Origin of the sequence: Thiomicrospira pelophila DSM 1534 (assembly GCF_000711195.1) — a bacterium.
Taxonomy (GTDB): domain Bacteria; phylum Pseudomonadota; class Gammaproteobacteria; order Thiomicrospirales; family Thiomicrospiraceae; genus Thiomicrospira; species Thiomicrospira pelophila.
In genome coordinates this window covers 1,296,058-1,309,251 of the sequence record NZ_JOMR01000001.1, presented here as the reverse complement: position 1 = coordinate 1,309,251, position 13,194 = coordinate 1,296,058, and the positions used below count along the sequence as shown (strand labels likewise).

Below are 13,194 nucleotides of genomic sequence, written 5' to 3'. Positions count from 1 at the left end.
AAAGGTTTGGTGTATCGAATAAATTTTATACGTTGGCCTATAAATAAAATGATGGCAAACCGGGTGATACAAGCCCATATCAGATGAATGTTTCCCCTATACTTATCTATGTTTTAGGTTAATTGGTTCTTAAATCACTTAACTGAAGCTAAATATAAGACTAAAGGAGAAACAAGAGATATGAGGCAGATTACGGTTTTAATGATAGGTTTGGGTCGAATTGGCGGTAAATTTTATAATCAGTTTACGGCGCTAGACGAAAGTCGAGTTAAGATTATCGCGGTGAGTGAGCCGAATATGAGCAATCCGTTGTTAGCGGATGCGGAAAAACGCGGTATTAAAAACTACCCGAGTTATGAAGAAGCGATCCGTGAATATGGCTCGAAAATTGACATTATCATGGACACTTCAAACCGCCCTGAGTTGAAGTTGGCGGTGCGCAAAATGCTTCAAGAGACAAATAATCAACATACCGTTTTAGTACCGATGGTGGTCGATTATTTGATGTGGTATCTTTTACCTGATGCGGAAGCCATTCCGCAGTCTCATCATTCAAATATCGGTTATTAGAGTTGTTTTAAACTCAATTTGTGTGATAGAAAAAGCGCCTAAGGGCGCTTTTTTATTATGTAAGGTATTTGTTAAATTCCTTATCACCAGGCCTGGTGATAAGGTTTTAGGCCGGAATTTCAGTTTGTTGAACCTGGATCAGGTGTTGCCATTGTGTAATGTTATCTGACATGGTTTGCTGACTTTTGTTTGCCAGATAATGCAGGCTCACCCAGTGATGCCAGCTATTGTCACCTGGTGGCGTCTCCTGAATAAAACGCGTCAAAGCCAAATCTAAATGTTCTAGCTGTTGATACAAACTCGCTGATTGACCGGAGATGCGTTCCATTTCCAGTTTAGTCAAAATGCCATGCAAGGCCGCGGCGAAAGCTGGCAAAGCCGCGGTAAATAACAACAGCCAATTGGCATGAATATAAATATGCACCACCACGGCAATAAAGGTCAGCAGAAACTGCAGCTCAGCCAAGGCATGCAGTCGCTTGTGCCCCAAGTGTTTTTGGTGGTGGTGCATTTGATGGTAATGCATTTGACTGCGTACGCTAGCTTGAATATGTTCTGCCAATACATGGTTGTGATAAGGCGGTGTATAAACCTTGCCATCATCACAGGGCAGGCCGCTGACAATCAAATGACGTTGCAATAACCAAAGCTCGGCACTATTCAGTTGCAGTTGGTTTTGATGGTTGACCTCCCAAACCGGCGCTAAAAAAGCGTTGGGAATGGCTAAAGCTGGGTAACCCATGATGCAATAGCGCATTTGTTCAGCCAAAAACCGATGCCGAATCCACTTTTGATGTAATTGAATTTTACGCGCCCACCAAACCCGATAAATAACCATCGCAATCAGTGCCAATTCCACATAGGCCAACCAATGCAGTTGCCAAACTTCGGCACTGACCGCCACCAATACCGCTAAGGCGGAGAAGCCATACAATAGCCAAATATTACTGCGATGCAAGCCACCGGCTTGTTCGGCCAAGTTGTCATGGTGAGAAAAGGCTTGGTTTAAAACCGCTTTAGGTTGTACTTCGTCAGGGGTTTTTGACCAGAGTTTAGGTCTTCGATAGTTTAAAAATTTGCGTTTAAAACTTGACCAAGCGCCTTTTTGATCGCTATGCAGTAGTCCGGTCATGACATCGTGTAAACGTCCGGTGTCTCGAAAAGCTGTGTGTCCGTTGGTTTGAGTGAGTTCACGCAGAATGGTGGCGTTTGGATTGTGGATTTGAATGGTTGGATTCAATAACAATTCAATATAACTGCTGATGGGCGTTTGATCGAGTTGAGTAAAAGGCTTAAAACAGGCGACTAAACTGTCTGAAGAATAGTTGCTGGCTTTTAATAACTCTAAGGCGGCATCATCTAGGCGTTCTATTTCTAGCCAGTGCATTTTTCCGTCGGGGCTTAACCAAATGACCGGTTTGCGACTTTGCGCCGCTCGGCCAATCAATTGTAAATGCTCAAATTGCGAGGTTTCGTTGCAACGACTGTCCCAATAAATAATTAATAAATCCGCAAAGTTGAGCGCGATATGGTCACGTTCCTTAAAGGGGTCGGGGGTTAAATGGGGTTCCGTTTTAGAGCGGCCCAGCGAGACGATTTTACTAATGGAGTCGCCTTCGATTAAACGCTCTAGCCCATCGGTTTGACGGGTTTTATGAGTTAAAAAAAGTTGAATTTCCCAATTGAGTTGTTGTGCTTTTTTCACGCAGATTTGTTCAATGCCCGGTTCAAAACCACTTAGTAAGCGGGTAGCGGAGTCATAAGGCAGGGCGTGTTGTACTTGCTCGATTAGGTTAGAACCGATTGATGTCAAATCCGGTGCAGTATCTGGGCAGCCATGACCTGTGACCATAATGCTCACGAGACGTTTAAAGTTGAAATTGGATGTCATCGGTTCTGTTTGTGTTGTTTTCGATTTTAATGGGGGTTAATAATTAGTAGTTAGTTTACTTGAGTGGTTGTTTTAATAGCAATAAATTTACATCTTAAGACTGAATTTAAAGCTCTGATAGCTTTTTTTAAACTAAAAACATGCATAAATTAATTGGTTTAATTTAGACTTATTTGAGATACTTATGCGCCCATAAGTAAAGGGCCGCTCGATTACCCTATGATGATTCTGCAGGACTTAAAGGGGACTTTGCCAAGTTATCGCTTTGCATTGTAAACCTTGTCCTGAATCACCAGAGGTAATTGAGCTACCTTAGAGTTAATTAAGTTGTCGAGTGGAGTTTGGTGGTATGAAAAAAATAATAATGTTTGTGTCGGGTTTCATGATGGCGATGAGTTTTAGCATTGTGAATGCAGAGACCACAACGCTCTCTCAGCAGGTTTTTGAAGATCAGCATGCGGAAAATATAAGCTTGTCGGTAACAACGCAGTGGCTCATTTTTTCGCACGATAAGCAAGGCGGCGAATGGGTTAGAGATGCATTAATTGAGTTGAATATAGATAATCTGGAAGCACGTGGTGGTTTATATGTGGCGGATGTTTCGGGCATGCCGGCTATTATTACAAAATGGTTTGCGTTACCCAAAATGCAGAAGTATCCGTTTCGTATTGCATTAGATACGAGTGGTGAACTTACTAAGGACTGGCCTAGAAAAGATTCGACCGTCACTTTGGTCCGCCTTAATGGGTTGGAGGTGATTGAGCAGGTGAAAGCCAATAGCCCAGAACAAGTGAAAGCCTTTTTAGCGGCTTTTTAAACGAATATTGACTGTTAATGATGAGTGTTTGTCAGAGCTTTGACCCAATTGAACCCGCTTATATGCGGGTTTTGATTTTAGGCTCGATGCCAGGTCGGGCCTCCTTGGAAGCGCAAGCTTATTATGCACACCGGCGAAATGGGTTTTGGCCGATTATGGGTGCATTGTTGCAACGAGATTGGTCAGACGATTTTGCACAACGTTATCGAAATCTGCAACAACATCATATTGGTTTGTGGGATGTGTTGGCAGAGTGCGAACGACCGGGAAGCTTGGATGCCTCCATTCGTGCGCACAGCATTCAGGTCAACGATATACCAGGCCTGGTACTTCGTCACCCTGAGTGCCAAGTGATCGCATTAAATGGTAACAAGGCCGCGGACTTGTTTAAACGCCATTTGCTTAAAGTCCATCCAGCGGCTTTTGAATCAGTTCAAGTTGTGACTTTACCTTCAAGCAGTCCTGCCCATGCTCGGATGAGTTTAGAAGATAAAACCCAAGTCTGGCGCGACAAAGTAGCTAATTTCCTATAAAATAGGTAGGTTATAGTTTTGGGGAAAAATGACATGACTTTTAAGTCCGAACTCTTGTCGCCAGCCGGCACAATGAAAAACATGGAATACGCGTTTGCTTATGGGGCCGATGCCGTTTATGCGGGTCAGCCGCGTTACAGCTTGCGTGTACGTAACAACGAATTTGATTTAGAAAACTTAGCCAAAGGCATTGCCCGCGCGCATGAGTTGGGTAAAAAGTTTTATGTTGTGACCAACATTGCGGCGCATAACTCTAAGTTAAAAACCTTTCTAAAAGATATCGAGCCCGTTGTGAATATGAAGCCGGATGCGCTCATTATGTCCGATCCGGGCATGATCATGATGGTACGTGAAAAATTTCCACAACAAGAAATTCATTTATCTGTGCAATCGAACGCGGTGAATTGGGCGACGGTTAAATTTTGGTATGACCAAGGCGTGACTCGTGTGGTGTTGTCTCGCGAATTATCCGTTAACGAAATCGCCGAAATCCGCGAAATGGTTCCAGGCATGGAGCTGGAAGTATTTGTACATGGCGCGCTGTGCATTGCTTATTCCGGTCGTTGTTTGCTGTCGGGCTATATTAATAAACGCGATGCTAATCAAGGCACTTGCACGAATGCGTGTCGCTGGAATTACAACACCTACGAAGGCAAGGAGAACGCGGCGGGTGAAGTGGTTGGTATCGAGCGTATGACCGATTTAACTGGTACCACGAGCTTGCCCGCGCCTGAGATTACGCAAGCGGAACCGACTTTGGGTGAAGGCGAAACCACCGATCGTGTTTGGTTGTTGGAAGAGCAGGGTCGTCCAGGCGAATTAATGCCGGCATTTGAGGACGAACACGGCACCTATATTATGAACTCGAAAGACCTGCGCGCGGTGGAACTGATTCCTGAACTAGTACAAATGGGTGTGCATTCGTTAAAAATCGAAGGTCGAACCAAATCGCATTATTATGTCGCGCGTACAGCTCAGGTTTATCGTAAAGCAATCGATGATGCGGCTGAAGGTAAGCCGTTTGATCCAGACTTATTGTTACAGTTGGATGGTTTAGCCAGTCGTGGTTACACTGAGGGCTTTTTACGTCGCCATGTGCATTCCGAATATCAAAACTACGACTACGGCGTGTCCAAGTCCGATAGCCAACGTTTTGTAGGTGAAGTAATTGGTGTGACCGATGACACCTTAGAAATTGATGTTAAAAACAAATTCTGTGTGGGTGATTCGATTGAAATTATGACCCCAGCTGGGAATGTGACCTTAGTGTTGGATCAGATGAAGGATAAACACGACAAACCTATTGAGGCGGCTTTGGGATCAGGTTGGATTGCGAGAATTCCTAACCCCTTTAAAGGTTTGTCTGCGGATGTGTTAAAGTTTGGTTTAGTGATGCGTAACGAAGCTTGGGGCGGCGACACCAAACGCGATTCGGCGGCTAAAGTTGGTTAATCACTAGGTACAGAGGCTCAGCTAATTTTTAATTGGTGGTGTATTTCGTATAATTCGACATTTAGAATTTATGATTCAAAATTAAAAACTCGGTGTCTCGTTTTCTTTGTGTTTCGGTGGTGAATTTTTTAGTGGGTAAAACATGGCGTTAAAAATTCTTTCCGGTTGCATCAATTGCGATATGTGCGAGCCGGAATGCCCAAATACGGCGATTTCGATGGGCGAAAAAGTCTATGAAATAAATCCGGACTTGTGCACCGAGTGTGTTGGGTTTTACGACAAGCCGACCTGCTTGAGTGTATGTCCGATTGATGTGATCATCACTGATCCCGAGCATATTGAAACAAAGACGGACTTAATGGAAAAGTTCAAACAGTTGGTGAAAACCAACCAAATTTAAGTATAAGGAGCTCAGATGTCACAATCGATTCCGCAACTCGAACTGATTAGTTTTAAACTTTGCCCATTTGTACAGCGTGCCGTTATTACGTTGTTGTATAAAAATGTCGATTTCAAAATCACCTATATTGACCTGCAAAATCCACCGGAATGGTTTTTGGAAATTTCGCCATTGGGAAAAGTGCCGGTTGTGAAGGTGGACGATTCGGAAGTTTTATTTGAATCGTCGGTGATTCAAGAGTATGTCGATGAAATTACGCCGCCGTCTTTGCATCCGACTGATCCGTTAATTAAAGCCAAAAACCGCGCATGGATGGCGTTTGGTGGTGAGTTAATGGGCATGGATGGTTTGCACGGCATTATTCACGAAAAAGATGCGGCGGCTTGTCAGAAAAAAATTGATGGTTTGCAAGGGTTATTGAAACGTTTAGAAAGCGTGCATTCTGGCCAAGATTATTTCAATGGTGCTGAGTTTAAACTGATTGATGCCGCTTTTGCGCCGATGTTAATGCGTTTGGATTTGCTCAAAACCCATTGTGATTTAGATGTATTGAAAGGTTTACCTGTGTTACAGAATTGGCAAAAAGTGTTACTCGATTTGCCTTGTGTTAAAGACTCGGTGGTGCCGGAGTTATCAACGATGTACCGTGGCATGATTAAGCATTTTGATGGTCATATGGCCAACCGTTTGGTTGACTAAAATTAAACCAATTCAAATTGGTTTAAAATAGAAACCCGCCTTTAAAGCGGGTTTTTTGTTAGTCTAGTTAGGCTAAACGCGAAAGGGGACGTACAATGAAAACTTGGCTTAAGGTTATATTATTGAGCTTATTGTCCTTTGCTCAAGCGTGGGCCTTGTCCAACTACAGTTTACACCCAGATGTGGAGCGTATTTTAATGCAAATGTCGCCACCCCCTGGTGTCGTGATTGAAGTGGAGAGTTTATCGCCCGATGCCATGTCAGAGCATTCACAACTGATTCAAACTCAGGTGGATGCATTAAAACAGCGTTATCATGATTTAGATGTGGTGATTGTAAGCCACGGTCGTGAAATGGTTCAGTTTACTAAACCGGAATCCAGTGCTGCACCGAGTGATGTGTTACAAACGTTTGAAACCATGTCCAAAGTGCAGGATGTAACCGTGCATGTTTGTGGCGTGGTGGCCGGTTGGCAAGGAAAAAGCGATCAAGACTTTGTAGATTTTGTTGATGTATCGGCTTCTGGTGAAGCCCAAATAAACGACTATAAAGCCTTAGGTTATGATGTGATCGTGATTGAGCGCCTAAGCGACAAAGAGCGCCAGCAGTTAAATTAGCAACAATAAAAATAGATGAAAGGAAATGGTATTTATGCCGGTTTTAAAGAAAAGTGAATCACGCAGTAATGAAATAAGACAAATCGAAACAATTTTAGACACACTGACACCCGAACAAGAAAAAATTAAACGTTTAGCTGTAGGTGATTTAAAACGTCTACAAGCCGCAGAAAGAGCTGAGCAAAACGCGACTAAGGTATTGGGTAGTCTTTTTAGAGATCAAGCGGGTGCGATTTTATTAAGTGGTTTACGTTTTGAGCATGACGGACAAGTGGCGCAAATTGACCATTTGGCTATTAATGAACATGGCGTGGTTAGTTTGTTTGAAACCAAGCATTTCTCATCGGGTATTAAACTGGATTCGAAAGGGCGTTTTTGGCGTTGGGATCGGTTTAAAAAGCGTTATATCGAAATTGCATCGCCGTTTAACTTATCAAAATTGAATCAGCCTATCGTCAAACAAGTTTTGGCCGAACTGGGTATGAATAATCCGACGTTTCGCCACTTTGTTGTGGTGGATTACAAAGCCAAGCTAATTAAGCCGAAAAAAGGCTATGACAACTTATGTCGTCCTGATCGTGTTGAGAAGACGTTAATGGATAAAACCAACGGTGGAGGATTCTTCTCAATATTTAAACGTTTAACTGGCTGGCTAGGTTGTCGCTCAATGGATCAAGCTGCATTGGTTGAATTAGGTGAAGATCTACAAGATCAAAACGCGCCGATTAAAGTCGATTATTGGGCTAAATATGGTTTAACTCCATCCAAATCTCAGATCGCAAAGGCCGAATTTAAAACGCAAACTCCATCATCGAATTCGGATGACGATGCTGATAAACCAGAACGCTTAGAACGTTTAACCATGCCAAAGCTGGCTAGAGCCTTGAACATTAGCCCTGCGGAAATGGAGTTGCGTTTGATTGAAGAAGGCTTTATGGAAAAACGCGGTGATAAAACCTTTGTGACCGATCAAGGTAAAGCGGCCGGTATTCAGTTTAGAAAGGGTCGTCGCGGCTTCTTTTTCTTGTTGCCAGCAACGCTGGTGAACGAGCCAACTTTGCAAGATTAACTAGGCCTTACCTTAGTTAATGTCAGCCTCGCGTCATCGCACACAATCTAGTAATGCGGTGGCGGAGTTTCTTCACTAAGTGGTTTGATCGGGTCTTCCCGTAGTGATTTTAAATACTCTCCTAACAAACTCAATTTACGTTCCAAAGATTGAATGGATTGCTGTTGATAGGCCGCGGTTTTTTCAAGCGCGTCCAGCGTACTTTCTTGATAGGATAATTTAAACTCCAATTCGGCCACACGTTCCTGCAAAGCTACTACCAGGCCTGGTTGTTCTGACATTCTAAACTCCTAAATTTCGATATTTTTCATTTGATTCGACAAGCTGTTTCTTCCAAATTTTATAACCATAAATATGGCCACCAAAAGCATAGTGCCTACATAAATAACGGCGATTTTCGAACTGATGGATGTCGGTAATAATGGAAGCATTAGCCAATTGATCGTATTGAAAAATGTATGCAGTAAGACGGATAACCAAAGTTGACCTTTACCTGTGTTGTATAACCAGGTAAATATGATGGCCAAGGCTAACGTGTTTAACCAATAGAGATAAAACGGCATGAGAGTGTAGCCGGGTATTTCAGCCATAAAGAGTGGCAGATGCCAAATCGCCCAAATGCTGCCAATCCATAAACTAGCATTTAAAGCACTGGTCGATTGTTGTAATTTAGGCAATGCAAAACCACGCCAACCAAGTTCTTCGTTCATTGGTCCACCCAAAAGCAAGATCTGGATAAATACCAAACCAAAACCGCTGATGGTAGGCAGAAGAGACCAATCATATTGGGCATTAAATAATAGAGTCCCAAGGGCTAGGGTTGTGACCAATATTCCGATAGGCAGAAACGCCACGACGAGATAGAGTTTAAATGAAGCTTTAAACCGAGTTAGTCGTTTGAAGAGTCGTTTTAAGCCGGATGAACCGTATAGTAAGCTTATTAGAATGATACCAGCGAGCGATGGTCCAAAGCTGCCTAGGCCCCACCAGTTTGGAAGTTGATCTATCCAACCTTGCTGGTAAAGCCAGGGTAAGCTCCAAAACGACCAAGAAATAACAAAGGTCAAAACAAAAAACAGTGAAACTGAATATTGTTGAAGAATTTTGGTCATTACACTGGTCTTAGGTAGTGATGGTTTGCGGAATCCATGGCTATTAATTCGACCCTATCGGATGGTGTTTGATCCAATATCAGTTCGCTTTGCATGAGTTCATCACGCCGGAAAAAATGGCAACTCAAAACATCGCCGGCTTTTTGGCGGATCAGGCGTTTTTCTAATGCGGTTGTATTGGCAATTTTCAGCCCTCCAATCGCCACGATTTCATCGTTGGCTGCAAGGCCTGCAAAGTAGGCGGGGCGCTGGTGCCAAACATGGCTTATTTTAACCGTTTGATGTTCAGTATTGCTCAAGTTTGCGCCCAAGCTGAAGTAAGGTTTGGTTTTGTCTGCTTGCCCACCTAAATCGGCCGCGTCATTAGCCGGGCGAAGATTAAATTGAATACCATATTCGGCAAACCATTGCTCAAATGGTAAATCCTCGGTGCCGCGCAAATAGCGGTCAAAGAAATCGGTTAAATCTACTCCGGCGACTTCAGACGCTAAACGTTCAATTTCGCCTTCCTTAAGCCCGATTTGAGGTTGTCCATATTCGTGCCAAAGCCGGATTAACAAATTGTCTAAACATTTTTCGTCGTTGGTCGCTTGGCGAATTTTAAAATCTAACCCCAATGCAATTAACGAACCTTTGGTGTAGTAGCTGATGATCGCGTTGGGGGCATTTTCGTCTTGTTGGTAAAACTTGGTCCAGGTATGAAAGCTAGATTCGGATACGCTCTGTTTGAAGCGTCCGGGCATACGGTAAACGGTGGTCATTTGACGTGCGAGTTGTCTTAAGTATAACGCGTTGTCCACTAGGCCTGCTTTGTACAGGAACAACAAATCGTATACGGATGTAGCGCCTTCAAACCACCATAGTTGTTCGGTATAAGCCGGTTGGTTTAAATCTGGTGTTTGAAACTGGACGGGCATAATGCGTTTGACGTTCCAGGAGTGGAAATACTCGTGCGAGCATAGTTCTAAAAACTGTAAGTACTCATCGCTGGCTTTCTCCATGCCGGCATAAGGTAAACTTTCACGCGAACACACTAGAGCGGTGGAATGACGATGTTCTAAACCGCCATAACCATTGCCCACGACCATGACCATAAATACATAATGCGGGAAGGGTGCCGGTTTTCCGAAAAAACGAAGTTGGGTTTGGCAGATTTTTTGTAAATCATGAGTTAAACGTTCTAGGTCACAATCATGCTGGCCGGTTAATACCACTTGATGTTTAATACCTTCAGCCACAAACTCAGCTTGGGTGTAAGTGCCGATTTCAACTGGGTGATCAATGAGCTCATCGTAATCAGCCGCTAAATAACGTCCAAATCCTTGAGCGTCAATTTTGACATCTTGCATAGCGGTGGCTACGCACCAGGCCTGGTCGCGGGTGAAGTCATTAGTTTCAATATCCAAACTCACTGTTTTATCACGCTGACCTACAGCCATCAAAAAGGTGCTGGTGCCGTTAAAAAACGCATGGGTTTGATCAAAGTGCGCGCCGCGCACGGATAAGTCCCAGGCATAGACTTGATATTTAACCCGCAGCGGTTCATCGCAAGACTGGATTTCCCAGTGGGATTTATCCAATGAAGTCATCATTAATGGCTGGCCGTCTAAGGTTTCAGCATGCAAACCAATTAAATGCTTAGCAAAGTCGCGAATCATATAACTACCCGGAATCCAGATCGGCAAGCTCACCACCTGACCGGCTAGGTCTGGATGGGTTATTTCCATACACACGTCAAATAAATGCGCGTGTGGATCAGCGAGTGTAATCGTGTAATGAATGGCTTGTTGTTGCATAAGCGTAAAATCCTTTGTCGGTTGACGTCTTTAAGCTTTGGGTGGTACGCAAAGTTGTTTGTTTTTAATCACGATTAATGTTTTTAATGTCAGGTGAAAAATCAGCCCGCTTAATAGCGCAATCAAGGCAGCCGATAGATAACCAAATTCGACTTTAGCGGTCACGTCATACATCATGAAGCTTGCGTTGGTGATGGCGGCTAAGGGGAAAGTGTAGGCCCACCAAGAAATCGCAAAGGGCACTTTTAAAAAGCGTTTACCTTGGGCGAATAATAAAATCGTAATAAACAGGCCGGCGTAATAAAGTACATGTGCAAAATTGTCTAAATAATAGTCGTTAAGCGCCATGTAGGATAAGAAACCCATCGCCGGTGGGGCGATAAAAATAAACAGCGTCGGAATTAATTGTGGCTGTAAAAAAGGGTGGAAAATCAATCGATACAATACAATGGCTTTTAATACCAACCAAAAAGTAATGCCTATGCTAAAGAAAAACCAACCCAGTTCCATATAACCAAATTGTGCGGCGCCCAAGGGTGCAACAATGTTGCCGACGACGGGTATAAACCAAGCCGGTGTGGCGTGTACAATTTCCCAACGGTCATGATGAATCCAGTTGTTAATAATCACCACGGTTAACATCAGTTGAGCGGCGGCACCAATTAACCAAAGCACTTCAGCTATTTGCGGCACGTCACTTTTTAGGAGAACCGATAAGAGTAATAAACTAATACTAATGGTCGGGAAGAAGTGCAGTGCAATGGGGTGGTTAAATTCGTTTTTAACGGCCTCAAAGTGTTTGATGATTTTTAAGCTGTAAGTCAGAACCATTAAACCAAAAAACACGAGGGTAATGACCAACAATGTTTGATAGAAAATGGCGCTTAGGCCGAGAAATTCGTGGGAGGCATGAAAACTGAGCGTTAATCCGCTCCAACCCATTATGGAACCGAATATCGCAACCGGAAATAAGGCTAAACGTGAAGACATGTGATCGATCCTAGTGTGCAAACTAAAAAGTATTATTTTAAGCTTTTTAACTATAATTAGACAGGAAGAAACCAGATCGGCTGGTAATTTGTTGAAGCACAAAGAAAAGTAAGTGCGTACGCGCTCAAAATAATAAGGTAAATGTAAATGATAGAGCAGTGGATAGCCTATTTAGGCTTAGAGCATCCGATATTACAGGCCATTTTTTATGTGATTTTAGCATTAATAGGAGCCTTGCTTTTAAACCTAATAATTATTATAGGTCCTAAGCGCTGGGCAAAGTCGCAAAACCGAGAGGTTTTGACTTATTTGTTAACCCATATTCGATTGCCTTTGACAGTTTCAGTGCTGTTTATTGCAATTAGTGCCATTTTAACGCTGCAATTTAACTGGCAAGACACACATCTTCTCTATACCAACCGAATTTTGACCAGTCTAAATATTTTAGTTTGGGGTCAGTTTGTATATCGTAGTTCGCAATTTGCGCTTCGATACAATAGTCAGCGCCAGTTGATGGGGTCATTTATTAAGCCGCAAACTTTGCCGCTGTTGGATAACTTGTCTGCGATATTGATTGTGCTGTTCATTTTGTACCTGATTTTTATTACCTGGAATATTAATATGACCGCTTGGCTGGCCTCAGCTGGGGTGATAGGTATTGCGGTCGGGTTTGCAGCTAAAGATACGATAGCCAATATTTTATCCGGTGTATTTATTATGGCGGATTCGCCTTATAAGATTGGCGACTACATTGTGATCGAAGGCACGGATCGCGGCAAGGTAACACATATAGGTTTGCGCTCAACACGCCTGTTAACACGTGATGATGTAGAAATAAATATTCCCAATTCCGTGATTGCGAATGGCAAGGTCGTGAACCAATCTTCCGGTCGATTTGTTAGTATGCGAATGTTCGCTAATGTAAGTGTGGCTTATGATTCGGATATCGATCAGGTACGAGAAATTTTGCTCGATATTGCCCATAAGGAACCTATGGTGCAATCCGATCCTGAGCCACTCGTTCGTTTTTTAAGTTTTGGGGCTTCTGGATTGGATTTTTCATTAAGAGTCTGGATTAGTGATCCCGAAATTCGTACAAAAGTACTGGATAGCTTAAATGTCCAGATTTTTAAACGTTTTGCAGAGGCTAAGATTGAAATTCCCTATAGTAAACATGATCTGTATATTAAATCCATGCCAAAGCGTGAAGTTGAGTCGGATGAGGCCTTCTAATCCTTACCAGGCCTG

The 13,194-nt window shown here is 43.1% G+C and carries 14 protein-coding genes; 9 read left to right on the top strand and 5 right to left on the bottom strand.

Translation table 11 applies throughout. The annotated features are described in order from the left end of the window. Positions 1 to 180: 180 nt before the first annotated feature. On the top strand, positions 181 to 570 hold the full coding sequence (locus tag N746_RS0106310; RefSeq protein ID WP_029934926.1) for a Gfo/Idh/MocA family oxidoreductase: 390 nt from the start codon (positions 181 to 183) through the stop codon (positions 568 to 570). Between the two features lie 106 nt (positions 571 to 676). Here the strand turns inward: N746_RS0106310 and N746_RS0106305 are convergent, their stop codons facing one another. Beyond that, positions 677 to 2,461, bottom strand: a complete 1,785-nt coding sequence (locus tag N746_RS0106305) for a hypothetical protein (RefSeq protein ID WP_029934924.1) — start codon at positions 2,459 to 2,461, stop codon at positions 677 to 679. 349 nt (positions 2,462 to 2,810) lie between these two features. On the opposite strand from N746_RS0106305, the gene N746_RS0106300 reads away from it, so the two are divergent. The 7 genes from N746_RS0106300 (at position 2,811) to N746_RS0106270 (ending at position 8,048) form a co-directional block, all read left to right on the top strand. Next, positions 2,811 to 3,278 carry a hypothetical protein gene (locus N746_RS0106300; protein WP_029934921.1) on the top strand — a complete coding sequence of 156 codons (468 nt, stop codon included), beginning with the start codon at positions 2,811 to 2,813 and terminating at the stop codon, positions 3,276 to 3,278. Between the two features lie 17 nt (positions 3,279 to 3,295). Further along, on the top strand, positions 3,296 to 3,811 hold the full coding sequence (locus N746_RS0106295; protein WP_051678554.1) for a DNA-deoxyinosine glycosylase: 516 nt from the start codon (positions 3,296 to 3,298) through the stop codon (positions 3,809 to 3,811). Between the two features lie 33 nt (positions 3,812 to 3,844). Next, positions 3,845 to 5,263: a prephenate-dependent tRNA uridine(34) hydroxylase TrhP gene (gene trhP / locus N746_RS0106290; RefSeq protein WP_029934917.1), complete on the top strand. Its 1,419-nt coding sequence runs from the start codon at positions 3,845 to 3,847 to the stop codon at positions 5,261 to 5,263. Between the two features lie 142 nt (positions 5,264 to 5,405). Beyond that, on the top strand, positions 5,406 to 5,663 hold the full coding sequence (locus tag N746_RS0106285) for a YfhL family 4Fe-4S dicluster ferredoxin (RefSeq protein WP_029934915.1): 258 nt from the start codon (positions 5,406 to 5,408) through the stop codon (positions 5,661 to 5,663). A 15-nt stretch (positions 5,664 to 5,678) separates the two neighbouring features. Beyond that, positions 5,679 to 6,362, top strand: a complete 684-nt coding sequence (locus N746_RS0106280; RefSeq protein ID WP_029934913.1) for a glutathione S-transferase family protein — start codon at positions 5,679 to 5,681, stop codon at positions 6,360 to 6,362. A 95-nt stretch (positions 6,363 to 6,457) separates the two neighbouring features. Then, on the top strand, positions 6,458 to 6,979 hold the full coding sequence (locus N746_RS10670) for a DsrE family protein (protein WP_051678553.1): 522 nt from the start codon (positions 6,458 to 6,460) through the stop codon (positions 6,977 to 6,979). A gap of 34 nt (positions 6,980 to 7,013) precedes the next feature. Continuing rightward, positions 7,014 to 8,048: a nuclease-related domain-containing protein gene (locus N746_RS0106270; RefSeq protein WP_029934909.1), complete on the top strand. Its 1,035-nt coding sequence runs from the start codon at positions 7,014 to 7,016 to the stop codon at positions 8,046 to 8,048. Between the two features lie 47 nt (positions 8,049 to 8,095). Here N746_RS0106270 and N746_RS0106265 read toward each other — a convergent pair whose 3' ends face one another. Genes N746_RS0106265 through N746_RS0106250 form a run of 4 tightly spaced genes read right to left on the bottom strand, consistent with a single transcriptional unit; the run spans position 8,096 to position 11,946 of the window. Then, complete coding sequence (locus N746_RS0106265; protein WP_029934906.1) at positions 8,096 to 8,329, bottom strand: SlyX family protein; 234 nt, start codon at positions 8,327 to 8,329, stop codon at positions 8,096 to 8,098. A 9-nt stretch (positions 8,330 to 8,338) separates the two neighbouring features. Then, complete coding sequence (locus N746_RS10945; protein WP_051678552.1) at positions 8,339 to 9,160, bottom strand: CPBP family intramembrane glutamic endopeptidase; 822 nt, start codon at positions 9,158 to 9,160, stop codon at positions 8,339 to 8,341. Further along, on the bottom strand, positions 9,160 to 10,956 hold the full coding sequence (locus N746_RS0106255; RefSeq protein ID WP_038125907.1) for a M61 family metallopeptidase: 1,797 nt from the start codon (positions 10,954 to 10,956) through the stop codon (positions 9,160 to 9,162). The genes N746_RS10945 and N746_RS0106255 overlap by 1 nt, the downstream gene beginning before the upstream one ends. A gap of 30 nt (positions 10,957 to 10,986) precedes the next feature. Beyond that, the gene (locus N746_RS0106250; protein ID WP_029934899.1) at positions 10,987 to 11,946 is read right to left on the bottom strand and encodes an SLAC1 anion channel family protein; all 960 of its coding nucleotides are present in this window, start codon (positions 11,944 to 11,946) and stop codon (positions 10,987 to 10,989) included. A gap of 147 nt (positions 11,947 to 12,093) precedes the next feature. Between N746_RS0106250 and N746_RS0106245 the strand changes: the two genes are divergently transcribed. Continuing rightward, a complete protein-coding gene (locus N746_RS0106245; protein WP_029934897.1) occupies positions 12,094 to 13,179 on the top strand; it encodes a mechanosensitive ion channel family protein in 1,086 nt (361 codons plus the stop codon). The last annotated feature ends 15 nt before the right edge of the window (positions 13,180 to 13,194 follow it).

Excerpts from the sequence above, each read along its gene's own strand:
- N746_RS10945 (WP_051678552.1), bottom strand. The coding sequence starts at position 9,160 with ATGACCAAAATTCTTCAACAATATTCAGTTTCACTGTTTTTTGTTTTG.
- N746_RS10670 (WP_051678553.1), top strand. The coding sequence starts at position 6,458 with ATGAAAACTTGGCTTAAGGTTATATTATTGAGCTTATTGTCCTTTGCT.
- N746_RS0106285 (WP_029934915.1), top strand. The coding sequence starts at position 5,406 with ATGGCGTTAAAAATTCTTTCCGGTTGCATCAATTGCGATATGTGCGAG.
- N746_RS0106265 (WP_029934906.1), bottom strand. The coding sequence starts at position 8,329 with ATGTCAGAACAACCAGGCCTGGTAGTAGCTTTGCAGGAACGTGTGGCC.
- N746_RS0106280 (WP_029934913.1), top strand. The coding sequence starts at position 5,679 with ATGTCACAATCGATTCCGCAACTCGAACTGATTAGTTTTAAACTTTGC.
- N746_RS0106270 (WP_029934909.1), top strand. The coding sequence starts at position 7,014 with ATGCCGGTTTTAAAGAAAAGTGAATCACGCAGTAATGAAATAAGACAA.
- N746_RS0106310 (WP_029934926.1), top strand. The coding sequence starts at position 181 with ATGAGGCAGATTACGGTTTTAATGATAGGTTTGGGTCGAATTGGCGGT.
- N746_RS0106295 (WP_051678554.1), top strand. The coding sequence starts at position 3,296 with ATGATGAGTGTTTGTCAGAGCTTTGACCCAATTGAACCCGCTTATATG.
- N746_RS0106245 (WP_029934897.1), top strand. The coding sequence starts at position 12,094 with ATGATAGAGCAGTGGATAGCCTATTTAGGCTTAGAGCATCCGATATTA.
- N746_RS0106255 (WP_038125907.1), bottom strand. The coding sequence starts at position 10,956 with ATGCAACAACAAGCCATTCATTACACGATTACACTCGCTGATCCACAC.
- trhP (WP_029934917.1), top strand. The coding sequence starts at position 3,845 with ATGACTTTTAAGTCCGAACTCTTGTCGCCAGCCGGCACAATGAAAAAC.
- N746_RS0106250 (WP_029934899.1), bottom strand. The coding sequence starts at position 11,946 with ATGTCTTCACGTTTAGCCTTATTTCCGGTTGCGATATTCGGTTCCATA.
- N746_RS0106300 (WP_029934921.1), top strand. The coding sequence starts at position 2,811 with ATGAAAAAAATAATAATGTTTGTGTCGGGTTTCATGATGGCGATGAGT.
- N746_RS0106305 (WP_029934924.1), bottom strand. The coding sequence starts at position 2,461 with ATGACATCCAATTTCAACTTTAAACGTCTCGTGAGCATTATGGTCACA.